Raw genomic sequence first — 25,125 nt, 5'->3', positions numbered from 1 at the left:
CGCGGGTTAGAGCAGGGCTCGCCTGCGCGATTGGTGGGTGACGGCGGTCGCGACGCCGGTCAGGAAGACGAGCAGGGCCAGGTGGGCGAAGTCGCGCCGGGTGGCCATGAGGTGGTTCTCGATCAGTTCGATCACTTCGAACGGCAGGTAGAGGGTGGCGGCCAGGGCCCAGCGCGCGTCCATCGCGATGTGCCCGGCCAGCGCGGCGAGCAGCAGCAGGGCGATCTCCAGGCAGATCCGGGCGGGGGTGGCGGTGGGGTCGCCGGCGTCGTACTGTTCGGCGTTCACCCCGGCGAGCGGCGGCACGGCCGCCCACCACCACCAGGAGCGGGGGCGCGCGGCGCGGTGCCGTACGGCCAGCACCGCCGCGCCCAGGACGACCATCGCGTGCGCGGCGACCGGGGCCACCGGGCCGCCGGTGGACAGCAGTGCGGGCATCCCCCAGTCGCGCGGCAGCGGATCGGCGAACACCGGCAGCAGCGTGGCGTCCAGCCAGGGGCGTCCGAGCCCGATGGCGGCGACCTTGACGCCGGTCAGCGCGGCGAGCGGCAGCGCCACCAGGAACCGGCCGCGTGCCACCGCCAGCGCGGCGAGCGCCGCCAGCGCGGTCCACAGCGGGATCGTGGTGGCGTAGGGGAGCAGCGTCGCGAGGTTCGCGAACGCCAGCGCGGTGATCGTCAGATGCAGGCCGTCGGCCCAGGACGGCCCCCGCGCGGCCTGGACGATCCTGGTGCGCAGCCCGCCGGTGAGCAGGGCGGCGGCCTCGGTGAGCGGGGGCGTGGAGCGGTGCGGCTCGGCGGTCTCCAGCAGCGTGGCGATCAGCTCCTCGCCGTGGCCCGCCCGGTAACCGCGCGGGTAGGCGACGAGCATCCGCCGGTACCTGCGCTCCAGCAGCCGCTGTGGCATGCCGGAGTCGCTCACGCGAACGCCGCCGCCGTGCGCAGCGCCGCCCGCACCGCCGAGCGCCCGGTGAAGGCGGAGCCGGGGGCGATGCGGCCGGTGACGACGGCGGCGGCCTGCTGCATGCGCCGCGCCTCCTCCTCGACCAGGGTCCGGCCGTCGTCGGTGAGCCGGAAGTAGCGGCGGGGGCGGCCGTCCACGATCTCCTCGCGCTCGACGGCGACCAGGCCGCGCGCGGCCAGCCGGTCGAGCCCGCCGTACAGGGTGCCGACGGGCAGCTTGACGCGGCCGTCGGAGAGCCCGAGCACGTGCTTGATGATGCCGTGGCCGTGCAGCGGGCCGTCCAGGAGAGCCGCGAGGATGAAATATGTGGGCTCGCTGATGGGGGCGGACGCTTTCACCATGAAAGGGACCATACTTCGCGGCGCGATGTATGGTCAAATCCGCCGGAGGAAGCCGGCGGAATTCGGGCGGCGGCTGGAGGGTTCAAGTCCGACGGATCACTCGACCAGATCACCGACATGTCAGGAGAAGACATGGATTTCGGACTGGCTCTTCCCACCGCGGGGCGTTTCGCGTCCGCCGAGGCCATCGGGCAGGTGGCCGAGGGGGCCGAGCGGATCGGCCTCGACTCGGTCTGGGTGTTCGAACGGCTGCTGTCACCGACGGAACCGGTCACCATCGGCGGCGGCACCATGTCGATGCCCGAGGTCTACAACAACGTCTACTCCCCGCTTGAGGTCCTCGCCTTCGCCGCCGCCAAGACCTCGCGCGTCCGGCTCGGCACCAGCGTGCTGATCGCGCTGTTCCACAATCCGGCCGCGCTCGGGCGCAGCTTCGCCACCCTGGATCGCCTCAGCGGCGGGCGGGTCGTCGCCGGGCTTGGGCAGGGCTGGCTCGACGCGGAGTTCCAGGCGGCGGGCGTGCCCACCAGCCGCAAGGGGGCCGGGTTCGGCGAGTTCATCGAGGCGCTGCGGGCCGTCTGGGGGCCCGATCCGGTCAGCTTCGACGGGCGGTTCTACACGATCGCCAAGTCCGCGATCGCCCCGAAACCGGTGCAGGACGGCGGCCCGCCAATCATCGTCGGCGCGGGGGCCCCGGCCGCCCTGCGCAGGGCGGCCGAGCTGGGCGTGGGCCTCAACCCGGTGGCGATGAGCTGGGACGCCCTGGAGGGCGCGATCGCCGCGTTCCGGGGCTTCGAGCGGGACGCGGGGCGGGAGCCGGGAGCGCTTCCGGTCGTGGTCCGCGTCAACGCCCCGATCTCCGGCGAGCCGCTGGACGAGCGCGGGCCGCTGTCCGGCTCGGTGCAGCAGGTCGCCGGAGACGTCGAGCGCCTGCGCGGGCTCGGCGTGAACGAGGTCTTCTGGTCGATGGACTCGACAGGGACCGAGCCGGATGTCCAGCTCGCGCGTATGACGGAGCTGCTCGCCGCCGTCCGCTGAGCGCCGAAATTCGATTGCCGGGGCGCGGGACGGCTGTTTCACTACGAGGCGGTATCCGTTCCATCGAGTAAGGAGCGCGGGATGCGGGCCGTCGACCGCGCCACGACCCCGATCCCCTTGACCTGGAGTGCACTCCAATCCGTAGGCTCCGTCTCATGACAACGCCTCAGCACAAGATCGGATCGGGTTTCGGCTACAGGAGCACCGCGGACGACGTGCTGCGCGGGATCGACCTCACCGGCAGGCTCGCGGTCGTCACCGGCGGATACTCGGGGCTCGGCCTGGAGACCACCCGGGCGCTCGCCGGAGCCGGGGCGCGCGTGGTGGTCCCCGCCCGGCGGCCGGACGCCGCGCGCGAGGCCGTCGCGGGCATCGGGGGCGTCGAGGTGGACGAACTGGACCTCGGCGACCAGGAGAGCATCCGCGACTTCGCCGAGCGCTTCGTGGCGACCGGCCGTTCCATCGACATCATGATCAACAGTGCCGCGATCATGGCGTCGCCGGAGACCCGGATCGGCCCCGGCTGGGAGGCCCAGTTCGGCACCAACCACCTCGGCCACTACGCCCTGGTCAACCGCCTCTGGCCCGCCATCGAGCCGGGCGGCGCGAGGGTCGTCTCCGTCTCCTCCGGCGGCCACCGCCGCTCGCCCATCCGCTGGGACGACCCGCACTTCGCGGACGGCTACGACAAGTGGGCCGCCTACGGCCAGTCCAAGACCGCCAACGTGCTCTTCGCGGTGCGCCTCGACGAACTGGCCAGGGAATCGGGAGTCCGCGCGTTCGCGCTGCACCCCGGCGGCATCCTCACCCCCCTGCAGCGCCACCTGGCCAAGGAGGAGATGGTCGCCTTCGGCTGGATCGACGAGGATGGCAACCCGCACAACCCGGACTTCAAGACCCCCGAGCAGGGGGCCGCCACCCAGGTGTGGGCGGCCACCTCTCCGCGCCTCGCCGGCATGGGCGGCGTCTACTGCGAGGACTGCGACATCGCCGAGGTGGTCTCCGCCGACTCGACCGCCCCCGGAGGCGTCCGCTCCTACGCGGTCGACCCCGAGCAGGCCCGCCGCCTGTGGGCGCTCTCGGCCGACCTCACCGGCGTGGACGCCTTCCCGGAGGCGGATCACGCCGTCGCGCCGCGGTAGAGGGCGACGGCGGTGGCCGCCCACGCGGTGACGAGCAGGGCGACGGGGATCAGGTAGATCAGCACGGGCGCGCCCAGCGGGAGGAAAGGCGCCAGGCCGGTGGAGGTGCGCACGAGGGCGGTGACGAACAGGCCGGCGTAGCCCGCGACGGCCAGGCCGACCAGCACCGTGCGCGCCCGCGTCGTGAGGCGGGTGAACGACAGGGCCCAGGCCAGCGCGCCCAGCACCTGGACGGCGTGCATCGGCACGGCGTGCGTGAACTTCATGTCGCCGGCCGGGCCGTACGTCGTCATCGGCCCGCTGAGCGGGGTGACGCCGGCCTCCTGCAGGTCCATACCGTGCAGGATCATCCACATGCCGATCCCCTGGGCGACCAGCAGCGCGATCAGCCCCCCGCGCAGTGCCCAGGCGAGCGGCCGGGGCGCGGTGGCGCGCAGGAAGACGGCCACCGTCATGGTCAGGATGACCACGTTGGTTACGCCGATGGCCACGCCGCCGGCGGTGAACAGGTCGTCGTCGAGCACGGTGGCGTCGTTGAAGTGCGAGGGCACCCCCCTGGCGTGCTGGACGGTCACCCAGACGACCTCGGCGGTGGTGGAGGCGCAGAGCAGCACGGACAGGATCCACCCGGCCCGGGGACGGACCGGCAGGTACGACCCGGCCCAGGCGAGCGTGATCGTGGTCATCCCGAAGGAGACGCCGAACGTGATCGGCTTGCGCCAGGACACCGGGCCGGCGACGGGCCCGCCGTACACGGCCCAGAGCACGGCGTGGACGAGCCCGCAGACGATCAGCGCGGCCCCGACGACGTACGGCAGCCGCAGGTACCCCGGGGCGTCGTCCCAGTAGCGGCGCAGTGAGCCCGCCATCGCGCGGACCAGCGCCCCGAGCCCCGGTTCGGCGGGCGGCGCGAGGGCGAAGGGGGCGCGGGCGGCCGGGTGCTCGGACATGGCGAACCTCCTGGTCAGGACGGGGAGCGCGTTATCGAGGAAGGTAGGCCGGGCCGCCGCGCGGACGGATCCCCCAAGGCCGCCAGATCGGGGCTCCCCCGGCCAGGTGAGACCGGCGGTCGCGGCTCCCCCGCCCGGGGGAGGCGGGGCGGGGCCGGGCTGCCGATACTGGGCGCATGGAATCGGGCAAGACCGCCGGGCCCATGGCGTTCGTAGCGTTCGTCAAGGGCCGCCCCCTGGTCGCCGACGCGGCGCTCGGGCTGCTGCTGGCCGTGATCTCGTTGCTCGCGCTGGTCTTCCAGGCGAGGTCGGAGCACCTGCCGGAGCCGACCCCGGCCGCCGTGGCGCTGGTCCTGCTGATCAATCTGCCGCTCGCCCTGCGCCGCAGGTACCCGTTCGGCGTCAACCTGGCGGTCGGCGCGCTGTCGGCGCTCTACGGCGCGCTGCCGTACCCCGATCTGGTGACGCCGGTGCCGCTCGGCGGGGTGGTCGCGCTCTACAGCCTGGCCGCCTGGTGCGACCGGCGAAAGGCCGTCGCGGTCGGCGTGGTCGCCGCGCTGAGCGTGGTGCTGGTCGCCTGGGTCCCGCAGACCGACTCCGACGTGCTGGACTTCGCGTTCACCACGGTGCTGCTGGCGGCGGGCTGGGTGCTCGGCGACAGCGCCCGCATCCGCCGGGCCCACACCGCCGAGCTGGAGGAGCGGGCCGCGTGGCTGGCCCGCGAACGCGACTTCGAGGCGCGGCGCGCCGTCACGGCGGAGCGGGCCAGGATCGCCAGGGAGCTGCACGACGTGATCGCGCACCACGTGAGCATGATGGTCGTGCAGGCCGAGGCCGGGCCGGTGGTCGCCGAGCGCGATCCGGCGCGGGCGGCGCACGCGTTCGACGCGATCGCGGGCGTCGGAAGGCAGGCGCTGGTCGAGATGCGCCGCCTGCTCGGCGTGCTGCGCGAGGAGACCGCCGACACCGGCGACACCGGCGACGACCTCGTCCCCCAGCCGGGGATGGCACAGGTGGCCGGGCTGGTCGAGCAGGTGCGCGAGGCCGGTCTGGCGGCCCGCCTGGAGGTCGAGGGGCGGGCCGTCGCGCTGCCCGCCGGGGTTGACCTCTCGGCGTACCGGATCGTGCAGGAGGCGCTGACCAACGCCGTCAAGCACGCGGGCCCGTCCGTGGACCGCGCCCGGGTTCCAGTGCGGGTGCGGATCGCGTACGGCGACGCCCACCTGAGCATCGAGGTCAGAGACCACGGCCGGGGTTCACCGCCCGGCGGCGACGGCCCGCGCGAGGCGGCCCCCGGCTCCGGCCACGGGCTGGCCGGCATGCGCGAGCGGGTCCACCTGTTCGGCGGCGAGCTCACCGCGGGCCCCGCCCCGGACGGCGGTTTCGCGGTGCTGGCCCGGCTGCCGATCGGCGGTGCCGCGTGAGCGTCCGCATCGTCGTCGTGGACGACCACGAGCTGGTCCGCGCGGGCTTCCACATGATCCTGGACGCCCAGCCCGACATGGAGGTCGTGGCCGAGGCGAGCGACGGGGCGCAGGCCGTGGAGATGGCCACCAGGCTGCGCCCCGACGTGGTGCTGATGGACATCCGGATGCCCCGGATGGACGGCCTGGAGGCCACCCGCAGGCTCGCCGGTCCTGATGTCCGCGACCCGGTCAAGGTGCTGGTGCTGACCACCTTCGACCTGGACGACCACGTCTATGAGGCGCTGCGCGCCGGGGCCAGCGGGTTCCTGCTGAAGGACCTGCGCAGGGACGACCTGGTGAACGCCGTGCGGGTGGTGGCGGCGGGCGACGCCCTGCTCGCCCCCTCGATCACCAGGCGGCTGATCGGGGAGTTCGCCCGCCCTCCCCGGCCTGAGGAGCGGCCCACGCCCGAGCTGGGCGGCCTCACCGCCCGGGAGCGCGAGGTGCTCTCCCTGATGGCCAGGGGCCGGTCCAACGCGGAGATCGCGGCCGGGCTGGTGATCGGGGAGGAGACCGTCAAGACGCACGTCAGCAACGTCCTGGCCAAGCTGCACCTGCGCGACCGGGTGCACGCCGTGATCCTGGCCTACGAGATCGGGCTGGTTCGTCCGGGTGTGCGGTGAACCGCTGCCGGGCGTTTGTCCGCGATGCGTCCGGGTTTTGTCCGCAGGTGCTGTGACACTGCGGATGTCGATGACGGCCACTCGCACATGGAGGTCTCCATGAGGATCAAAAGCACGGTCCTGGCAGCGATGACCGCACTCCCGCTGGTGGGCGCCGGCCTGCTCGGCACCGCCGGACCGGCTTCGGCCGCCGCGCCGTGCGTGGTCAACAACGTCTGCGTGGAGACCCTGGGCGGGGTCGATCTCATCCCGGCGGGCAGCCGCCGGTTCTACTCGCCGAGCGTGACCATCCGCTCGGTGACCAACCTGACCAAGCTGGGCTACTGCATTGGTGGAGACCTGAGCTTCGGGCTCGGTCCATGGCAGACGGTCACGCGCGTGCAGACGGTCTCGTCCGTCGCACCCGGGAACATCTGCCTGCAGTGATCTCCGGCCGCCCCTTCCCCCGGAGCGCTTACCGGGGGCCGGTACCGGGGGAGGGGCGGTGGCGGGTCACTGGTCGCGAGACGGCGAAGACGGCCGGGCGCGCGGCGTGTGCACGGCGAGCACGAGGGCTCCGGAGCCGGCCGATGGTGACGGCGGGGCTCCGGAGAGCCGCCGATCCGCGCCACCGCGCCCGGCCAGGCCGTCTCAGGTCGTGGCGGCCTCGCCGCGCAGGAACTCGATGTAGCGGTTCGCCGAGGACTCAAGGACCTCCTTGGCCCGCTCGCGCAGCACTGGAGTCCACCAGCCGCCGTACATGCGCTCGAACGCGTACGGCCGCACCGCCTCGACGACCCGCCGCACGTCGCGCTCGGGCAGCGGCAGCCGGTTGGGCGCGCTCCAGACGAACGTCACCCGGTCCTCGCCCGGCGTGACGAAGATCGTGTCACCGGTCAGCAGCGCCCCCGCGCCGCCCGCGCCCTCGGCCCAGTGGACCACCGCGCTGCCCGGGAAGTGACCCCCGCACTGCACCAGCGTGACCCCCGGCAGTACCTCAAGGGTCCCCGACCAGGTGCGTACGGCGGGCGACGGCCGGGTCAGCCACGAGGCGTCGGCCTCGGGCAGCAGGATCTCGGCGTCGAACGCGCGGCTCCACTCCACGATCGACCCGTAGAAGTGCGGGTGGCTCGCGGTGACCGCCCGCAGCCCGCCCGCCTCGCGCACGGCGCGCACCGCGTCGTCGTCGATGAATCCCGAAGGGTCCCAGAGCAGGTTGCCCTCGCCGGTCCGGACCAGCAGCGACCGCTGGCCGATCGCGACCTGCGGGGTCGCCCCGATGCCGAGCAGGCCGGGCTCCAGCTCCCTGACGTCGCTGCGGTGGCCGTCCCCGGCGAGCCGCGCCAGCGTGGTCCAGCGCTGACCGCCCGAGGGCACCCACTGCCTCTCGTCGGCGCAGACCACGCAGGAATCGGGCGGTGATTCGGACTCCGGATAGTGATTGGCACACGTCGCGCATACCCATGCGTCGCTCATCACATGATGATCTCACGTGACGCCCCAGGCGGATTGTCACATCGGATTCACCGGATCGGCCACGTGGAGCGACCGATCGGTCACATACTGGAGCGCCATGGAATCGTTGCCTCTGCTGTCCGGCGGGCCGGTGCGGACGGCCTGCACGACCGCCGGGATCGACGTCAGCGTGGTGGTGCCGGTGCGTGACTGCCGCCCCTATCTCGACAGGTGCCTGACCTCCCTGCTAGTGCAGCGGGTGGCTCTGGAGGTCGTCGCGGTGGACGACGGCTCCGCCGACGGCAGCGGCGACCTGCTCGGCCTCTACGCCGCCCACCACCCGGGCGTGTTGCGGGTGCTGCGCGGCGAGGGAGGCGGCGCGGGCCGGGCTCGCAACATCGGCCTGTCCGCCGCGCGCGGGCGGTACGTGTTCTTCTGCGACGCCGACGACTACCTCGGGCCGGAGGCGCTGGAGCGGATGGTCGGCATGGCCGACCGTAACGGCTCCGACATCGTGCTCGGCCGGATCGTCGGGCACGGCCGCCGGGCGCCGGTCTCGATGTTCCGGGCCAACGCCGACCGCGCGCGGCTCGGCGACAGCGCCGTCTACAACAGCCTGGCCTGCTTCAAGCTGTTCCGCAGGGAGATGCTGCGCGAGCACGAGATCCGCTTCGCCGAGGACCTGCGGGTGGGCGAGGACATCGTGTTCACCGCCCACGCCTACTGCCACGCCGGGGTGATCTCGGTGGTCGCCGACTACGACTGCTACCACCTGGTCGACCGTCCGTGCGGCACCAGCGTGATGCAGCAGGACGGCAGCCGCGACCCGGTCCGCTGGCTGCGGATGATCAGGCAGCCGATGGAGCTGGTGACCCGCCACATCCGCCCAGGGCCGCTGCGCGACCACCTGCTGCGCCGGCACATCCGGCTCGACGCGCTGACCCACCTGGGCGAGCCGTTCCTCGCCGCCGACGATGACGCCCGCCGGGGGATAGCCGCCGAGGTCGCCGAACTCTGCGACCAGTGGGTGACCGACGGCGTGCGCGAGCGGCTGAGCGACGCCGAGCGCGGCAAGCTGGCGGCCCTGGCCGACATCGACCGGCTGGTCCGGCTGGCCAGGATCGAGGGCTCGTCGGTGCGCAGGCACCTGACCGAGGTGTCGTGGGACGGCGACCGCCTCGCTCTGCGCGGCTCGGCCGAACTCGACGGGCTCGGCCCGGAGGCGGGCTACACGATGTCGGTGCTGCTGCGCCCGCGCGGCGCGGGCGTGGACGGCGAGCCCCCACCCCAGGGCCCGGAGCGGTCGTTCCCCGTCCGGTCGCGCGGCGCGGAGTTCGAGGGCGTCTTCGATCTCTCCGACCTTCCCCCGGGGGTGTGGAACGTCTATGTGGCCATCACGTGCGAAGGGGTGACCCGCCTGGCCCGGCTGCGCCCCGAGCGCGCCGACGAACTGCCCGCCCCGGCGGTGCGGGTGATCGGCGACCGGGTGGCCGTGCCCTATTTCACCCGCGTCCAGGGCAATCTGAGCATCGACCTGGGCGGGCACGTGGTCTCCGTGCCGTGCGCGGCGGGGGTGACGGGGGTCAAGTGGGGGCCGGGGCACCGGCTGCTGATCGACGGGCGGGTCATGGTCGGCGACCGCGCGCCCGCCCCGGAGACGGTCCGCAGGCTGGTGTGGCGGGAGCGGCGGTCGGGGCGGGAACGCTCCACTCCGGTGGGCGCCCTGCCGGACGGCCGGTTCGCCGCCTGCCAGAGGTGGGGCGGGTTCGGGTCCGGAGTGTGGGACGCCTACCTGGAGCTGGAGCTGGGCGGGCCGACCGTGCGGTGCCGGGTGGCGGCGGGCGACGAGCCGGTGGCGTCGCTCACCTGGTGGCGGCGCACGGTGAAGAAGACCGTGCGCCCCTACGCCACCTCGGCCAAGGGCAGGCTGAGCGTGTCGGTGCGGATCGTGCCCGCCCGCAGGATCATCCGCCGGCTGCTCAAATGATGCCTTATGCAGTTGCCACTCTCTTGCACCTGCAAGGCGATCCCTTAAAGTGGGGCAGGTAGCCCGCAGTTCGGGTGTATTTCCCCATGTCGGGAGGCTTGTCGTGCATGTACCCGATGGCTTCTTCAACGTTCCGGTCTCGGTCAGCGCGGGCGCGGTCGCCGCGGCGGGCGTCGCGGTCTGCCTGCGCGGCGCGCGGCGCGAGCTGGACGACCGGACCGCTCCGATGGCCGGCCTGGTGGCCGCCTTCGTCTTCGCCGTCCAGATGCTCAACTTCCCCGTCGCCGCGGGCACCAGCGGCCACCTGCTCGGCGGCGCGCTGGCGGCGGTGCTGGTCGGGCCGTACACGGCGGTGCTCTGTATGGCCGTGGTCCTGCTGGTGCAGGGCTTCGCCTTCGCCGACGGCGGGCTGACCGCGCTCGGCGTCAACATCACCCTGATGGGCATCGTCACCGTCGTCGTCGGCTGGGGCGTATTCCGCCTGGTCAGCCGGGTCCTCGGCGGCGGCAGGGGCGCGGTCGTGGCCGGTGCGGCGGCCGGGGCGCTGCTCTCGGTGCCCGCCTCGGCCCTGGCGTTCACCCTGCTGTTCTGGGTCGGCGGCACCGCCCCCATCGAGGTCGGCACGGTGGCGGCGGCGATGGGCGGCGTCCATGTGCTGATCGGCATCGGCGAGGCGCTGATCACCGGCGTCACCGTGAGCACGGTGCTGGCCGTCCGCCCCGACCTGGTCTACGGCGCGCGCGGCCTGACCGGCCGCCTGGTGCTGCGCGGCGCCGACGGCCGGACCACCGAGGTCGCGCGCGACGCCACCCCCGCGGCCCCCGCCCCCCGCGCGGGCCGTTTCCTGATCGGCGGCATCGTGGTCACCGCGCTGCTGGCCGGGATCGCCAGCTTCTACGCCTCGGCCTCCCCCGACGGCCTGGAGCGGGTCGCCGAGGACGTCGGCTTCATCGAGAGGGCCACCGACCACCCGCTGGGCGGCCAGCCGCTGGCCGACTACGGCGACGCGGGCGGCATCCCGGTCGGCGTCGCGGGCCTGATCGGGGTCGGCGTCACCACGCTCGTCGGCGGCGGCCTGTTCTACGGCGTGCGGCGGCGCGAGCGGGAGCGCGCGGAGGTCTGATGGGCGGTTCACACCACCACCGGATCCACCGGCCGGGCGACTCGCCCGTCCACCGGCTGCCGCCGCACTGCAAGCTGGCGGCGGCGGCCGCGTTCGCCGTGGTCGTGGTGGCCACGCCGCGCGAGCTGTTCTGGGCCTTCGCCGTCTACGCCGCGCTGCTGGCCGGCGTCGCCGTGGCGGCGAAGGTGCCGCCCGGCTTCATGGCCAGGCGGATGGTGGTCGAGATCCCGTTCGTGCTGTTCGCCGTGGCGCTGCCGGTCATCGGCATCGGCGAGCGGGTCCACGTCGCCGGGCTGTCGCTCAGCCTCGCGGGCCTGTGGGCCGGGTGGAACATCCTGGCCAAGGCGACGCTGGGGGTGGCGGCGAGCGTGCTGCTGGCCGCCACCACCGAGCCGCGCGACCTGCTGCTCGGCGCGCGGCGGCTGCGGATGCCCGCGCTGCTGGTGCAGATCGCGATGTTCATGCTCAGGTACATGGACGTGATCCTGGACGAGATGCGCCGGATGCGGGTGGCGCGCGAGTCGCGCGGCTTCGTGGCCAGGGACCTGCGCCACGCGCCGGTGCTCGCCAGGTCGGCGGGGGCGTTGTTCATCCGATCCTACGAGCGGGGCGAGCGCGTGCACCTGGCCATGCTGAGCCGCGGATACACCGGTTCGATGCCGGTGATTCGTGAGATGACGGCTTCCGCGCGACAATGGCTGATGGCGGCGCTCCTGCCGGGGGTGGCGCTGGCCGTACTCGTGCTGGGGGTGCTGTGACCGAGCCGACGCCGGGGCGTGCGGGCGCGGATCCGCCGTCGCTGCGCATCACCGATCTCGCCTACGCCTATCCCGACGGCACCCAGGCGCTGTTCGGGGTGAACCTGACCATCGGCAAGGGCGAGCGGGTGGCGCTGCTCGGCCCCAACGGCGCCGGCAAGACCACGCTGGTGATGCACCTCAACGGCATCCTGACGGCGGGCCACGGGTCCGTCTCCGTCGCCGGGCTGCCGGTGACCGGCGGCAACCTCAAGGAGATCAGGCGGCGCGTCGGGCTGGTCTTCCAGGACCCCGACGACCAGCTCTTCATGCCGACCGTGCGCGACGACGTGGCGTTCGGCCCGGCCAACCTGGGGCTGCGCGGCGCGGAGCTCGACCGCGCGGTGGAGTCGGCGCTCGGCCGCGTCGGCATGCTCGACGTGATCGACCGGCCGCCGCACCATCTGTCCTTCGGCCAGCGGCGCCGGGTCGCGGTGGCCACGGTGCTGGCCATGGAGCCGGAGATCCTGGTGCTCGACGAGCCGTCGTCGAACCTCGATCCGGCCTCGCGGCGCGAACTGGCCGAGATCCTGCGCTCCCTCGACGTCACGGTCCTGCTGGTCACTCACGACCTGCCGTACGCGCTTGAGCTGTGCGAGCGGGCCCTCATCCTGTCCGGGGGAGTGATCACCGCAGACGGCACGATCCGGGATATTCTCTCCGACCGCGCCCTGCTGGCCGGCCATCGCCTGGAGCTGCCCTACGGCTTCGCGGTCCCCGCGCCGTGAGCGCGGGATACGGTGGTGACAGTAGGACGGTCGAGGGCGACTAGGGATGAGCACATGAAGCTACGGCTGGCACGGCACGCCGTCGGCGATGCCGTGGTGGTGGCGGTCGAGGGTGAACTCGATCTTTTCACCGCTCCTTTCCTGCGCGACGAAGTACGTGACGCGATCAAGCAGGACGGCGCACGGCTCGTGCTCGACCTGACCGCGTTGTCCTTCATGGACTCCAGCGGCCTGTCGGTGCTCATCGAGGCGTGGCGGCTGGCCACGGGCGAGGGCGGCGGGGTGTGCCTGGCCGCGCCGCAGGCACCGGTGGCCCGCATCCTGCGCACCACCGGTCTCGACCGTCGCATCAAGGTGTATCCCGACGTGAACACCGCGGTCTCCACCGACGTCTGAGCATGTGGGGCCACCCCCGCGTAGAACTTCATTCGGTGACCGGTTATGGTCCGCTCATGGAGCTTTCCGGAGTAGCAGCGATCGTCTCGGGCGGCGCGAGCGGGCTCGGTGAGGCCACCGCCCGCGATCTGGCCGCCCACGGCGCGACGGTGGTCGTCGCCGACCTCAACGAGGAGCGTGGCAAGGCCGTCGCAGACGAGATCGGCGGCGTCTTCGCCAGATGCGACGTATCCGATGAGCAGCAGGTCACGGCCGCGGTGGAGGCCGCCGTGGCGACCGGCAGGCCGCTGCGGGTCGTGGTCAACAGCGCGGGCATCGGCTGGGCCGCCCGCACGGTCGGCCGCGACGGCTCGCCGCACGACCTCGCGTCGTACCGCAAGGTGATCGACGTCAACCTGATCGGCACCTTCAACCTGATGCGGATCGGCGCCGCCGCGATGGCCAAGACCGAGCCCGCCGACGAGGACGGCCAGCGCGGCGTGGTCATCAACACCGCGTCGGTCGCCGCGCTGGAGGGCCAGACCGGCCAGGTCGCCTACTCGGCCTCCAAGGGCGGCATCGTCGGCATGACCCTGCCGGCGGCCCGCGACCTCTCGGTGGTCGGCGTGCGGGTCAACACGATCGCGCCGGGCATCATCGACACCCCCATCTACGGGTTCGCCGAGGACGCCGAGGGCTTCAAGGCCAAGCTCGCGGCGCCCGTCGTGTTCCCCAAGCGGATGGGGCGGCCCGCGGAGTTCGCGCAGCTCGTGCGGATGCTGATCGGCAACGACTACGTCAACGCCGAGGTCGTGCGCTTCGACGGCGGTATCCGGTTCCAGCCCAAGTGAGGAGCGATGACCGTGTCCGATGAGGTACTGGTCGAGGTGGACGGCGGCGTCGCCGTCATCACGATCAACCGTCCCAAGTCCAGGAACGCGATCAACGGCGCGGTGGCGCGCGGTGTGGCGGCGGCCGTCGACGAGCTGGAGGAGCGCAAGGACGTCGTCGTCTACGTGCTGACCGGCGCGGGGGGCACGTTCAGCGCGGGCATGGACCTGAAGGGGTTCCTGACCGGCGACTTCCCGAGCGTCGAGGGGCGCGGGTTCGGCGGGCTCGTCGAGCGTCCGCCGGTCAAGCCGATGATCGCGGCGGTCGAGGGCTACGCGCTGGCCGGTGGCTTTGAGATGGCGCTGTCCTGCGACGTGATCGTGGCGTCGGAGGACGCCAAGTTCGGGTTGCCGGAGCCGACCAGGGGCCTGATCGCGGGTGCGGGCGGGCTGCTGCGGCTGCCCAGGCGCGTGCCGTACCACGTGGCCATGGAGATCGTGCTGACCGGCGACCACTACCCGGCCGCCAGGCTGTACGAACTGGGGCTGGTCAACCGGGTCACCCCGGCGGGCGAGTCGCTGGCGGCGGCGGTGGAGCTGGCCCAGCGGATCGCCAAGAACGCGCCGATGGCGGTCACGGCCACCAAGCGGCTGCTGATCGACTCGGCCGACTGGTCCCTCGACGAGATGTTCGCCAAGCAGGAGGAGACCGTCATGACGGTCTTCCAGTCGAAGGACGCGAAGGAGGGCGCGGCGGCCTTCGCGGAGAAGCGCGCCCCCCGCTGGCAAGGCGAGTAATGAGAAAGGATGTGCCTTCTCCCCGGTTTGCCCAACCGGGGAGGGGCGCGTCCATGTCTGTTCCTGCGTACGGTAAATGTGTGGCGGGGTACCTTCAGGGCAGGGCCCGCTCACGTTCGTCGTCTGTGCCAGGAGAGTAGTTGACTTCCTCCCCACGGCTGAAGCCGGGGGATTCCGCCCCTCACGGGCCGGGTTTCCTGCTTCACCGCCGGTCGCCCGCCGGGCTTGCGCCCTTGAGGTCTTACACGAGCTCCACAGGCGTTTCAGCTCTCCGCCGGCCCGGCGGCGAGCACGTTGCGGGCCGCGTTCACATCTCGGTGATGAACCACGCCGCATGGGCACACCCACTCCCGGATGTTCAACGGCATCATTTCCTGCGACGCCCCGCACACCGAGCACAGCCTGGAGGAGGGGAACCAGCGGTCCACCGCCACCACGGTGCGCCCGTACCAGGCCGCCTTGTACTCCAGCATGCCCCGCAAGTCGCGCCAGCTCGCATCGGAGACGGCGCGGGCCGGCGAGCGGTTCTTGAGCATGTTGCGAACCGTCGGGTCCTCCAGGGCGATCACTTGGTTCTCGCGAACAAGCCGTGTGGTGACCTTGTGCAGGTGATCCCTTCTTCGGCCGGCGATCCGGGCGTACACCCTTGCCACACGCAGCCGGGCTTCGGCCCGGTTGTTCGCCCCCTTCGCCTTGCGGGAGAGCGCCCGCTGCGCCTTGGACAGTTTGCGCCGGTCACGGCGCTCGTAACGCGGGTTGACGACTTTCTCGCCGGTCGACAGCGTCGCCAGAGCGGTGATGCCTACATCCACACCCACGTTCCGCCCGACCGGCGGCAGCGGGGCGATCTTCTCCTCCACCAGCAGGGAAACGAACCAGCGCCCGGCCGCGTCCCTCGACACGGTCACGGTCGACGGCTCAGCCCCTTTGGGAAGGGGGCGAGACCAGATGATGTCCAACGGGGCGTCCATCTTCGCCAGCGTCAGGATGCCGTCCCGCCAGCGGAACGCCGAGCGGGTGTACCCTGCCGACGCCCGCGCCTTCTTCCTGCTTTTGAACGTCGGTTACTTGGCGCGCCTGGCGGAGAAGTTCGCGAACGCCGCCTGCAGGTGGCGAAGCGCATGCTGCAACGGCACGGACGACACCTCGGACAGGAAGTCGAAACCGCCACGGTGCTTCCACTCTGTGAGGCGGGCCGACGACTCCGCATAGGAGATGCGCCAGCCTTCGATTCTATAGGCGCGGGTGCGTTCTTCCAGCGCCTTGTTGTAGACCAGGCGGACGCAGCCGAACGTCCGGGCAAGCTCTTCGGCCTGCCCGGGAGTCGGGTAGAAGCGGTATTTGTAGGCCCGCTTCACGATCTGCGTCACGCCGTAAATCCTACTGACGGTCGGCTGAGATTGGACACGTGTTCGATATCCATCGTGCGGCACCGTGCCGCGTTTCCTCCCAGGGCCGAGGCCCGGGGACTCCTCGCTCAAGGAGCCTCATGAACGACTTCCCGACCGGCTACCAACCCCAGGGCCCCACGGGCGCCCACCAGTTCAAGCGCGGGCTGCGCGACTTCCTCACCGGGGCAATGGGCAGTGCCCTGCTGCTGGTCCTGATCGTCGGCGTGATGTGGCTGGTCGAGATCATCGACTACACCACGGGCAACCGGCTCGACGCCTACGGAATCATCGGCTGGAACCCCGACTCCCTGTCGGGCATCCTGTTCGCCCCGTTCCTGCACGGCGGGTTCGGCCACCTGATGGCCAACTCGGTGCCGCTGCTCATCCTGGGCTTCGTGGCCGCGATCCGCGGCATCGGCCGGTTCCTGGTGGCCAGCCTGATCATCATCGTGGTCAGCGGGGTCGGGGTGTGGCTGACCACGCCGCCCTACTACGTCACCATCGGCGCGAGCGGGCTGGTGTTCGGCTACTTCGGGCTGGTCGTCGCCCGTGGCCTGTTCGACCGCAGGATCGTGGACATCGTGCTCGGGCTGTGCGTGGCCGTCGCCTACTACTCGCTGCTGTGGGGCGTGCTGCCCAACCAGGAGGGCATCTCCTGGCAGGGGCACCTGTTCGGGCTCGTCGGCGGCGTGCTGGCCGCCTGGTTCCTGCGCAGGAAGCGCCCGCTCACCACCTGAGCGGGCGTCAGAGCACACGAAACGCGGACGCGCGCCCGTGCCGAGGCGCGGGCGCGCGTCCGTTCGTGTCGGGCCGGGTCAGAGACGCTCGACCACGTAGTCCACACACGCGGTGAGGGCCTCGACGTCGGCCGGGTCGACGGCCGGGAACATGGCCACCCGGAGCTGGTTGCGGCCCAGCTTGCGGTAGGGCTCGGTGTCCACGACACCGTTGGCGCGCAGCACCTTGGCCACCGCGGCGGCGTCGACGCTCTCGGCGAAGTCGACGGTGCCCACCACGTTGGAGCGCTGTGCCGGGTCGGTGACGAACGGCGTGGCGTAGGGCGACTTCTCCGCCCAGGTGTAGAGCCGCTGCGCGGAGTCGGCGGTGCGCGCCGTGGTCCAGGCCAGGCCGCCCTGGGAGTTCATCCACTCGATCTGGTCGGCCAGCAGGAACAGCGTGGCCACCGCGGGCGTGTTGTAGGTCTGGTCCTTGGCCGAGTTGTCGATCGCCGTGGGCAGGCTGAAGAACTCGGGGACGAACCGGCCGCTCTCGGCGATCTCGGCGACCCTGGCCAGCGCCTTGGGCGAGAACAGCCCCAGCCACAGCCCGCCGTCGGCGGCGAAGCTCTTCTGCGGCGCGAAGTAGTAGACGTCGAACTCGCTCGCCTGGACGGGCAGGCCGCCCGCGCCGGAGGTGGCGTCGACCAGGACCAGCGACTCGTCGTCGGCCACCCGCTTGATCGGCATGGCCACGCCGGTGGAGGTCTCGTTGTGGGTGAGGGCGTAGACGTCGACGCCCTCCTCGGGACGCGCCTCCGGGTGCGTGCCCGGGTCGGACTTGATCACCGTGGGGTCGCCGAGCCACGGGGCCTTCGCCGTGACCGTGGCGAACTTCGAGGAGAACTCGCCGAAGCTCAGGTGCTGCGAGCGCTCGCGGACCAGGCCGAACGAGGCGATGTCCCAGAACGCCGTGGTGCCGCCGTTGCCGAGCACCACCTCATAGCCCTCGGGCAGGTCGAACAGGGCGCTCAGCCCCTCGCGCACGCGGCGCACGATCTGCTTGACCGGCTTCTGCCGGTGAGAGGTGCCCATCACCGAGACCCCGGTGTCGGCCAGGGCGGAGAGCTGCTCCGGCCTGACCTTCGAGGGCCCCGAGCCGAACCGGCCGTCGGCGGGCTTGATGTCAGCGGGAATCACGATGTCAGCCACAGCACAAGAGTAGTCATGCCCGGATGGTGATTCGGTCCGAGTCCGGATTGTGAGATCCGCCATCAAAGATGGACGACCCGTGTCACTCTATGTTGAGTCACTGTCACAGTCCGGAGAACTTCGACCATCCACCCCCGGGGTAGGTCCATGGGAGTCAACGGCCCGTCGCGCTCGCTCGCCGACACAGGCGCCGATATGGTGCGCCGCCCGAGACTACGTGACCGGTTTCTGCCGTTCGTGCTGTTCGAGGGGGAAAATTCCACCTCGATGGCGCTGGATTTCGCCAAACCGGCCCGCGGTCACGCGCCCTTCGCCGAGATCCACGGAGACACCAGCGGGTTCAAGGTCATCGACCTGCTCGACCACGCGGCGGCGGCGATGGGCCGGCGGGTCCCCTGGTCGTTACTGCCGCCGCCGCGCTTCCCGCTCTTCCAGTTCGTGCTGTGGGCGCTGCGCGAGGGCGCGGAGGCGGGCTCGGCCGAGCGGCTGTCCGCCCAGGCCGTGGCCATGCGGCTGAACCAGCCGCTGCGGGCCTGGCTGCGCGGCGGCGGGCCGTCCTGGCGGAGCCCGCTCGACCGGGCGGAGTACATCACCCGCTTCCTGGCCCTGCCCACCGTGGTCACCAGCGCGGTGTCCACCGTGATCACCACCGTCTACGACGTGGCGGCGTGGGCCGCCGCGGCGATCTGGGGCGTGGCGATCCTGTTCGCCTGCCTGTTCGCCACGCTGGGCGCGGCCAACTGGTCCAGCGGCCACTACCGCTACCGTTGGTTCGCCTCCCAGCCGTTCCTGACGCGCGCCAACGAGGGCCTGGCCGACTACGCCGGGCGGATCGCCTTCCACACCGGGCCAGACCACGAGGCGGTGGTGGAACGCCTGCTCGTGGCGGCCTTCTACGAAGACCTGCGGGTCGCCTACCGCAGGCTGCGCCCGTGGGTGCTGTGGCCGGGGTGGGGGCGCAGCACACACGCCGTACTGCTCCTCGAAGACGCCCGGCCCGGCACCGCCTGCCACCGGCTGCTCACGGTCATGCACGACGTGCTGGTGGCCACCGGCCGCCGGGTGCCGCTGCTCGTGATCGCGGGGGAGGCCGACCCCCCGGCCGACTCCGCCTCCCACCGGCACGCCGGGGCCACCACGGCCACCTCGCCCGATCTGCTGGACGCCTCCTACGCCGGGTGGCGCAGCGCCGCCGAGCGGCCCGCGCCCTGCCCCTACTTCTTCGTGCGGGCGGGCGACGGCAAGCACCTGGGCGGCGGCGAGGGCACGCGCCGGGTCGATCGCCGCGGGCGCGCGCTCGCCTACCGCGTGTCGGTGCTGCTCGCCGTCGCGCTGCCCGTCTACCTCGGGGGCCGGGCGCTGCTGCCGCCCGCGTGCGCGAGCGATCTCGCGCAGATCGACCGCCAGTGCGTCGGGGTGACCTCCACCGTGGTGAACTTCGACCCGTTCCTCGCCCCGCTGCTCGGCCAGATCGACCGGCAGAACAAGGCGATCCCGTCGGAGGCGCGATCGTTCACCGTCGTCTACCTGGGCCCGCTCACGCGCGAGCCGGGCCGCGGCGACACCAGCCCGCTGGTCGGCACCGCCGGGGAGCTGGTGGGCATCGCCGCCCGTCAGGAGGGCTACAACCGGCTCGAAGGGCCCGCGCGGATGCGCGTCGAGTTCGCGAACACCGGCCAGGACTACCGCTACGCCGAGATCGTCGCCCGCGACCTGAAGGAGCGCGCGGCCACCGACGAGTCGATGGCGGCGGTGATCGGGCTGGGCTGGAGCCGCGCGGAGGTCAGGAACGCCATCGCGGTGCTCGGCTCGGCCCAGCTCCCGATGGTCGGCACCACCAGCACCGCCGACAACCTGGCGATGATCGAGGGCGGGCCGTCGGCCTGGTTCTTCCGGCTGGCCGCGGCCAATTCCCGGCAGGCCAGGGCAACGGTGGAGTGGATCACCAAGCTGGGCGTGCCGGAGGGCGGGGGAGGGCGGCGTTTCCACGGCGAAGACGTCTCGGTGCTGGCCCAGAAGGAGCCCAACGAGCTGTACAGCCAGGACCTCGCCGAGTGGTTCACCCGCATGCTCCCCGGCACCTCCATGCGCGAGTTCGGCGACGGCACCCAGCTCGCGCAGGCCGTCAAGGAGTCCTGCGAGGCCGGTTCGACGCTGCTCTACTTCACCGGCAGGTCATCCCTGCTGACCACGCTCAGAGACGCCTGGGCAGGGCACTGCGCCGAGAAGAAGGTCGTGGTGATGGCAAGCGACGACGTGACCAGGACGGTGGCCAACGACATCCGGCGCGGAGAGACCGACCTCGGCCTTCAGCTTCGCTTCGCCTCGCTGACCGACCCGCGTGACTCGTCGGGGGCCTCAGGAGGCAGGCCGGAGCACCAGAAGGCGGTGGAGGGGTGGGTCAGGCGCGCGACGGCGGCCAAGATCATCCTGCCCGGCTACTCGATGAGCCATGCCGGGCTCGGCTACGACGCCGCCCTGGTCGTCACCGAGGCCCTCGGCAAGTTCCTGGCCAAGGGCGGCGGCACGCACGTGCGCACCGGAATCCACTACTACCTGCGCGGCCTGCACGTGGTCGGCGCCACCGGAGAGATCACCTTCTCTTCCGACGCGGCCGGCCACGACGCGCTCGACCGCAAGGTGTGGCTGGTGGGCGTGGAGAAGGACAAGGGCTTCTCGGCCCACTACGTGTGCACGCCGACCGACGTCAAGGCGGCCTGCGCGCCGCCGAAGGAGTCGTCAGCGAGAGAGTGAGGGGCCGGAGGAGCCAAGTGAGGGAAGCCGCGGCCCGCGCCCGGTGCGGGACGGCACGGGCCACGGCACGATGGGGATTCAGGTCTTGTTGAGCACCTGGGCGGCGCCGGGAACGTCCCGAACCGACCGCTCGGCGGGGCCGACGTACTTCGCGCTCGGGCGCACCAGGCGTCCGGTCTGCTTCTGCTCCAGGATGTGCGCGGCCCAGCCGGCCGTGCGCGCGCAGGTGAACATGGAGGTGAACATGTGCGCGGGCACTTCGGCGAAGTCGAGCAGGATGGCCGCCCAGAACTCCACGTTGGTGGCGAGCACCCGCTCGGGCTTGCGGGCGTGCAGCTCGGCCAGGGCGGCCTGCTCCAGCGCCACCGCGACCTCATAACGCGGGGCGTCCAGCTCCTGCGCGGTGCGCCGCAGCACGCGGGCGCGGGGGTCTTCGGCACGGTAGACGCGGTGGCCGAAGCCCATCAGACGTTCGCCGCTGTCCAGCAGTTGCTTGACGTAGGTGTCGGCGTCTCCGATGCGCTCCACCTCCTCGATCATGTGCAGCACGCGCGCGGGGGCGCCGCCGTGCAGCGGGCCGGACATCGCGCCCACCGCGCCGGACAGCGCGGCGGCGACGTCGGCGCCGGTGGAGGCGATGACCCTGGCGGTGAAGGTCGAGGCGTTCATGCCGTGCTCGGCGGCGGAGGTCCAGTAGGCGTCGATGGCCTTGACGTGCTTGGGGTCCGGGTCGCCGCGCCAGCGGACCATGAAGCGCTCGACGATGCTCTTGGCCTCGTCCACCCGGCTCTGGGGGACCATCGGCAGGCCGAGGCCCCTGGCCGACTGGGCGACGAAGCTCAGCGCGGTGACGCTGGCCCTGGCGAGGTCTTCGCGGGCCTGCTTCTCATCGATGTCGTGCAGCTGGCGGAAGCCGTACGCGGGCGCGAGCATGGCCAGCGCGCTCTGCACGTCGACGCGGATGTCTCCGGAGTGGACGGGGATCGGATACGGCTCCGCCGGGGGAAGGCCCGGCTGGAAGTCGTTGTCCACCAGCAGGCCCCACACGTTACCGAAGGTGACGCGGCCGACCAGTTCTTCGATGTTGACGCCCCGGTACCGCAGGGCGCCCCCCTCCTTGTCCGGTTCCGCGATCTCGGACTCGAAAGCCACTACGCCTTCGAGCCCGGGTTTGAAGTCGGACATTCTCGGCCGCCTCCCTTTCCTGAAGTCAAAGCCTTGATGTCGAGATACCGGCGGGTCTTATTCAACCCCCTGTCCGGGGGCGACGTGCCGCCGGGCATGCCGATGCGCAATAGCCCCAGGTAGGGGGCCTTGCGCAGGTCATGTACCCAGGCGCGGAAGAATACCGTCCTGTGGACGCCGCATCGCGCCCCGCATCCCTGGCGGGGCTTCGCCGTACATACCAGGGGGAGCCGCTGATCGAAGCGGACCTCGCCGCCGACCCGGTGGCGCAGTTCGCCATCTGGTTCGCCGACGCGCTGGACGCCGGACTCCCCGAACCCAACGCCATGGTCGTGGCCACCGCATCCGCCGGTGGCCGTCCGACCGCCCGCACGGTGCTGCTCAAGGGCTACAGCGAGCAGGGCTTCGTGTTCTATACCAACTACGAGTCCCGTAAGGGGCGCGACCTCACCGAGAACGCCCGGGCGTGTCTGCTGTTCCCGTGGCACCCCATCCGCCGCCAGGTCCGGGTGGAGGGAAGCGTCGTACGACTCTCCAAGGAGGAGTCGGCGGCGTACTTCCACAGCAGGCCGTACGGCTCGCGGATCGGCGCGTGGGCGTCGCGGCAGTCGGCCGTGGTCGGGTCGAGGGAGGAACTCGACGCCCGCTACGAGGAGCTGGCCGCGCGCTGGCCGGAGGATCCGCCGGTGCCCGAATTCTGGGGCGGGTTCCGAGTGGTGCCGCAGGAGGTGGAGTTCTGGCAGGGGCGGCTCGACCGGATGCACGACCGGTTGCGTTACCGGCGATCACGGGGTGCGTGGGTGATCGAACGCCTGGCGCCCTGAGGAGCGAGGCCCGCGCCGGGTGAGTGCGGGGCGGGTGTGGAGCAGGTAAGGATGCATGGTTCCCTTTGTGGGGATATTTGCTGACTTGCTGGGGGGCTCCGGGTGGCTGGGCGATTCTGGGAGCTGGCCGCGGTGGACGTCACCCCGCTGCGGACCCTTTCCTACCGCCGGTTGTGGTGGGGGCAGGGCGTCTCCTTCATCGGGTTCCAGCTCACCTCGGTCGCGGTCAGCGCGCAGATCTACGCGATCACCGAGTCGTCCTTCTGGGTGGGCATGGCCGGACCGGTCAGCCTGATCCCGCTGGTGATCTTCGGGCTGTGGGGCGGGGCGGTCGCCGACGCGATGGACCGCCGCCGCCTGCTGCTCGCCGGGTCGGTGCTGGCCTGGGTCGCCACGGCGGCGCTGCTGGCGCAGGCCGTCCTGCGGATCGACAACGTGCTGCTGATGCTGGGCATCGTCGCGGTCCACTCGGCCGGGTTCGCGATCACCGGCCCCACCCGGGGCGCGATCATCCCCCGGCTGGTGCCGGTCGAGCAGGTACCGGCGGCCAACACGCTCAACTTCCTGGTCGGCAGCGTCGGCATGATGGTCGGGCCGCTGGTGGCGGGGGTGGTGCTGGACCGGGGCGGCTTCGCCGTCGCCTACCTGATCGACTTCATCCTGTTCAGCGCGGGCTTCTACGCCGCGCTGCGGCTCCCGCCGCTGCCGCCTCTCGGCGACATCCTGCGGCCCGGCTGGCGGTCCGTGGGGGAGGGCCTGGGCTTCATCGCCCGGCATCCCGTGGTGCTCATGTCGTTCGTCGTGGACATCATCGCCATGGCGTTCGCGATGCCCCGCGCGCTGTTCCCCGAGATCACCGCCGAGCGGTTCGGCGGGTCGGGGGTCGCCTTCGGCTGGCTGTCGGCCAGCATCGCGATCGGCTCGGTGCTGGGCGGCCTGTTCTCCGGCTGGGTCGGCAGGGTGCGCCGCCAGGGGGTCGCGCTGGTCGCGGTCATCGCGCTGTGGGGCCTCACCGTGGCGGCGGCGGGACTGGCCGAGCCGCTGTGGCTGATGGTCGCGCTGCTCGCGCTGGGCGGGGCCGCCGACCTGGTGTCGGCGGTGTGGCGGCAGACGATCCTGCAGACATACGCGCCCGACGAGATGCGCGGCCGGATGCAGGGGGTGTTCCACGTGGTGGTGGCGGGCGGCCCGAGGCTGGGCGACGTGCGGGCCGGGACGACGGCCGTGGCGGTGGGGCTGGTGCCCGCGTGGGTGGGCGGCGGCCTGCTGTGCGCGGTGCTGGTGGTGATCGCGGGCCTGGCCGTCCCGGCCTTCCGGACGTACCGCGCCGGGCGCTAGGACGCTTTGGTGACGGCTAGTGCCTGCCCACCTGCGCGGCGGCCAGGACGTCGGCCAGGAAAGCCCTCGCCGAAGACCGTCTGGGTCGCGTCGTTATAGAGACCGCAGCCTTCGCAGTGCGCGGCCGCGGCACGCAACTCGGAAATGTCCGCACTATCTGATTTGTCGGGAAGGAATTGCGCCGCTCCGCTGTTGCCGTCCTTCGACATCGCTCATCGTCTCCTACCAGGCCATCGGTCGGCACGATCGGTCGGGACTCCAGGACCACTGCCCTGCCTGAGCGGGCTCAGTCCAGGTGCCGATGGGCGTAGCATCGAGGTAGGACGGGAGGAGCCCTTGACCGCACACGGCCTGATCGACACGACGGAGATGTATCTCCGGACGATCTTCGAATTGGAAGAAGAGGGGATCGTTCCTCTTCGCGCGCGCATCGCCGAGCGGCTGCAGCAGAGTGGTCCCACCGTCAGCCAGACGGTCGCCCGGATGGAACGAGACGGTCTGGTGCGGGTCGAAGGCGACCGCCACCTGACCATGACCGAGCTCGGCCGCACCCTCGCCATGCGCGTCATGCGCAAGCACCGCCTCGCGGAGTGCCTGCTCACCCAGGTGATCGGGCTGCCCTGGGAGGAGGTCCACGTGGAGGCCTGCCGCTGGGAGCACGTGATGTCCGAGTCGGTCGAGACCCGGCTCGTCACGCTGCTCAACAAGCCCACCGTCTGCCCCCACGGCAACCCGATCCCCGGGCTCGACGAACTGGGCGTCAACGACTCCTCGGGAGACGACGAAGACGCCATGCTCGCGATGTCCGACCTCGCCGGCGCCCGCGATCTTGCGGTTGTGGTGCGACGAATTAGCGAACAAGTGCAAAGCGATCCTGCTGTGATGCTTAAACTCAAGCAAGTTGGGATACAACCCGGACGCGAGGTGACGCTCGCGGCGAGCGACGACGGTGTGCGGGTGACAGGTGACGATCAGGCGGACAACACGAGCGCGGAGCTGCCACGTGAGGTTGCCGCGCATGTTTTTGTCGCAAAGCGCTGATCGCCGCGCCACGGCTTGGTTGAATCCCTCCTGGGAGACTCCCTACCGCTCGATTCACGCAGGAGCGTC

At 71.7% G+C, this 25,125-nt stretch carries 23 protein-coding genes and 1 pseudogene; 17 read left to right on the top strand and 7 right to left on the bottom strand.

The genetic code is table 11. The annotated features are described in order from the left end of the window. Window positions 1–6 precede the first annotated feature (6 nt). Window positions 7–921, bottom strand: coding sequence for a hypothetical protein (locus P3X83_RS03145; RefSeq protein ID WP_277302937.1), 915 nt, complete (start codon window positions 919–921; stop codon window positions 7–9). Beyond that, window positions 918–1,304 carry a PadR family transcriptional regulator gene (locus P3X83_RS03140; RefSeq protein ID WP_277302936.1) on the bottom strand — a complete coding sequence of 129 codons (387 nt, stop codon included), beginning with the start codon at window positions 1,302–1,304 and terminating at the stop codon, window positions 918–920. Before P3X83_RS03140 ends, P3X83_RS03145 begins: the two co-directional genes overlap by 4 nt. Window positions 1,305–1,436: 132 nt before the next feature. Here P3X83_RS03140 and P3X83_RS03135 point away from each other — a divergent pair, with 132 nt between their 5' ends. Together P3X83_RS03135 and P3X83_RS03130 are read left to right on the top strand one after the other, a co-directional pair. Then, complete coding sequence (locus tag P3X83_RS03135) at window positions 1,437–2,342, top strand: TIGR03619 family F420-dependent LLM class oxidoreductase (protein WP_277302935.1); 906 nt, start codon at window positions 1,437–1,439, stop codon at window positions 2,340–2,342. A gap of 155 nt (window positions 2,343–2,497) precedes the next feature. Next, window positions 2,498–3,484, top strand: coding sequence for an SDR family NAD(P)-dependent oxidoreductase (locus tag P3X83_RS03130; RefSeq protein WP_277302934.1), 987 nt, complete (start codon window positions 2,498–2,500; stop codon window positions 3,482–3,484). On the opposite strand, the gene P3X83_RS03125 is transcribed toward P3X83_RS03130, so the two are convergent. Beyond that, window positions 3,463–4,434, bottom strand: coding sequence for a hypothetical protein (locus tag P3X83_RS03125; RefSeq protein ID WP_277302933.1), 972 nt, complete (start codon window positions 4,432–4,434; stop codon window positions 3,463–3,465). The two genes, P3X83_RS03130 and P3X83_RS03125, sit on opposite strands and share 22 nt — an antisense overlap. 176 nt (window positions 4,435–4,610) lie before the next feature. Between P3X83_RS03125 and P3X83_RS03120 the strand changes: the two genes are divergently transcribed. From P3X83_RS03120 to P3X83_RS03110, 3 genes are all read left to right on the top strand, one after another. Further along, on the top strand, window positions 4,611–5,858 hold the full coding sequence (locus P3X83_RS03120; protein ID WP_277302932.1) for a sensor histidine kinase: 1,248 nt from the start codon (window positions 4,611–4,613) through the stop codon (window positions 5,856–5,858). Further along, window positions 5,855–6,523 carry a response regulator transcription factor gene (locus P3X83_RS03115; protein WP_277302931.1) on the top strand — a complete coding sequence of 223 codons (669 nt, stop codon included), beginning with the start codon at window positions 5,855–5,857 and terminating at the stop codon, window positions 6,521–6,523. The genes P3X83_RS03120 and P3X83_RS03115 overlap by 4 nt, the downstream gene beginning before the upstream one ends. 99 nt (window positions 6,524–6,622) lie before the next feature. Beyond that, window positions 6,623–6,949, top strand: coding sequence for a hypothetical protein (locus tag P3X83_RS03110; protein WP_277302930.1), 327 nt, complete (start codon window positions 6,623–6,625; stop codon window positions 6,947–6,949). A 204-nt stretch (window positions 6,950–7,153) separates the two neighbouring features. Here P3X83_RS03110 and P3X83_RS03105 read toward each other — a convergent pair whose 3' ends face one another. Next, window positions 7,154–7,906 carry an MBL fold metallo-hydrolase gene (locus P3X83_RS03105; RefSeq protein WP_346742663.1) on the bottom strand — a complete coding sequence of 251 codons (753 nt, stop codon included), beginning with the start codon at window positions 7,904–7,906 and terminating at the stop codon, window positions 7,154–7,156. A 169-nt stretch (window positions 7,907–8,075) separates the two neighbouring features. On the opposite strand from P3X83_RS03105, the gene P3X83_RS03100 reads away from it, so the two are divergent. The 7 genes from P3X83_RS03100 (at window position 8,076) to P3X83_RS03070 (ending at window position 14,595) form a co-directional block, all read left to right on the top strand. Then, the gene (locus P3X83_RS03100) at window positions 8,076–9,944 is read left to right on the top strand and encodes a glycosyltransferase family 2 protein (protein WP_277302928.1); all 1,869 of its coding nucleotides are present in this window, start codon (window positions 8,076–8,078) and stop codon (window positions 9,942–9,944) included. A 103-nt stretch (window positions 9,945–10,047) separates the two neighbouring features. Beyond that, entirely contained in the window at window positions 10,048–11,067 is a 1,020-nt protein-coding gene (locus tag P3X83_RS03095) for an energy-coupling factor ABC transporter permease (RefSeq protein ID WP_277302927.1), read from the top strand. Continuing rightward, window positions 11,067–11,825, top strand: coding sequence for a cobalt ECF transporter T component CbiQ (cbiQ, locus tag P3X83_RS03090; protein ID WP_277302926.1), 759 nt, complete (start codon window positions 11,067–11,069; stop codon window positions 11,823–11,825). Before P3X83_RS03095 ends, cbiQ begins: the two co-directional genes overlap by 1 nt. Further along, on the top strand, window positions 11,822–12,592 hold the full coding sequence (locus tag P3X83_RS03085) for an ATP-binding cassette domain-containing protein (protein WP_277302925.1): 771 nt from the start codon (window positions 11,822–11,824) through the stop codon (window positions 12,590–12,592). Before cbiQ ends, P3X83_RS03085 begins: the two co-directional genes overlap by 4 nt. 54 nt (window positions 12,593–12,646) lie before the next feature. Beyond that, on the top strand, window positions 12,647–12,988 hold the full coding sequence (locus P3X83_RS03080) for an STAS domain-containing protein (protein ID WP_277302924.1): 342 nt from the start codon (window positions 12,647–12,649) through the stop codon (window positions 12,986–12,988). A 56-nt stretch (window positions 12,989–13,044) separates the two neighbouring features. After that, complete coding sequence (locus tag P3X83_RS03075) at window positions 13,045–13,818, top strand: SDR family NAD(P)-dependent oxidoreductase (RefSeq protein WP_277302923.1); 774 nt, start codon at window positions 13,045–13,047, stop codon at window positions 13,816–13,818. A 12-nt stretch (window positions 13,819–13,830) separates the two neighbouring features. After that, window positions 13,831–14,595, top strand: coding sequence for a crotonase/enoyl-CoA hydratase family protein (locus P3X83_RS03070; protein ID WP_277302922.1), 765 nt, complete (start codon window positions 13,831–13,833; stop codon window positions 14,593–14,595). A gap of 110 nt (window positions 14,596–14,705) precedes the next feature. On the opposite strand, the pseudogene P3X83_RS03065 reads toward P3X83_RS03070, so the two are convergent. Beyond that, window positions 14,706–15,965, bottom strand: a pseudogene (locus P3X83_RS03065) (RNA-guided endonuclease TnpB family protein). 119 nt (window positions 15,966–16,084) lie between these two features. Between P3X83_RS03065 and P3X83_RS03060 the strand changes: the two are divergent. Continuing rightward, entirely contained in the window at window positions 16,085–16,723 is a 639-nt protein-coding gene (locus P3X83_RS03060) for a rhomboid family intramembrane serine protease (RefSeq protein ID WP_277302921.1), read from the top strand. A gap of 78 nt (window positions 16,724–16,801) precedes the next feature. Here P3X83_RS03060 and serC read toward each other — a convergent pair whose 3' ends face one another. Continuing rightward, entirely contained in the window at window positions 16,802–17,914 is a 1,113-nt protein-coding gene (gene serC / locus P3X83_RS03055; protein ID WP_277302920.1) for a phosphoserine transaminase, read from the bottom strand. Between the two features lie 147 nt (window positions 17,915–18,061). On the opposite strand from serC, the gene P3X83_RS03050 reads away from it, so the two are divergent. Further along, window positions 18,062–20,668, top strand: a complete 2,607-nt coding sequence (locus P3X83_RS03050; protein ID WP_277302919.1) for an ABC transporter substrate-binding protein — start codon at window positions 18,062–18,064, stop codon at window positions 20,666–20,668. Between the two features lie 78 nt (window positions 20,669–20,746). Here P3X83_RS03050 and P3X83_RS03045 read toward each other — a convergent pair whose 3' ends face one another. Beyond that, window positions 20,747–21,853 (bottom strand): citrate synthase 2, encoded by a 1,107-nt coding sequence (locus tag P3X83_RS03045; protein WP_277302918.1) that lies wholly within the window; start codon window positions 21,851–21,853, stop codon window positions 20,747–20,749. 170 nt (window positions 21,854–22,023) lie between these two features. Between P3X83_RS03045 and pdxH the strand changes: the two genes are divergently transcribed. The 3 genes from pdxH to P3X83_RS03030 all read left to right on the top strand — a co-directional run bounded on the left by pdxH (window position 22,024) and on the right by P3X83_RS03030 (window position 25,056). Further along, window positions 22,024–22,677: a pyridoxamine 5'-phosphate oxidase gene (gene pdxH / locus P3X83_RS03040; protein ID WP_277302917.1), complete on the top strand. Its 654-nt coding sequence runs from the start codon at window positions 22,024–22,026 to the stop codon at window positions 22,675–22,677. 102 nt (window positions 22,678–22,779) lie between these two features. Further along, window positions 22,780–24,015, top strand: a complete 1,236-nt coding sequence (locus P3X83_RS03035) for an MFS transporter (protein WP_277302916.1) — start codon at window positions 22,780–22,782, stop codon at window positions 24,013–24,015. Window positions 24,016–24,351: 336 nt separating this feature from the next. Continuing rightward, window positions 24,352–25,056, top strand: coding sequence for a metal-dependent transcriptional regulator (locus P3X83_RS03030; protein ID WP_277302915.1), 705 nt, complete (start codon window positions 24,352–24,354; stop codon window positions 25,054–25,056). Window positions 25,057–25,125: the final 69 nt, after the last annotated feature.

The sequence above is a fragment of the Spongiactinospora sp. TRM90649 genome, assembly GCF_029382225.1.
GTDB lineage: Bacteria > Actinomycetota > Actinomycetes > Streptosporangiales > Streptosporangiaceae > Spongiactinospora.
The sequence above is the reverse complement of the archived record's forward strand: the minus strand, read 5'-3'. Positions and strand labels throughout refer to the sequence as shown.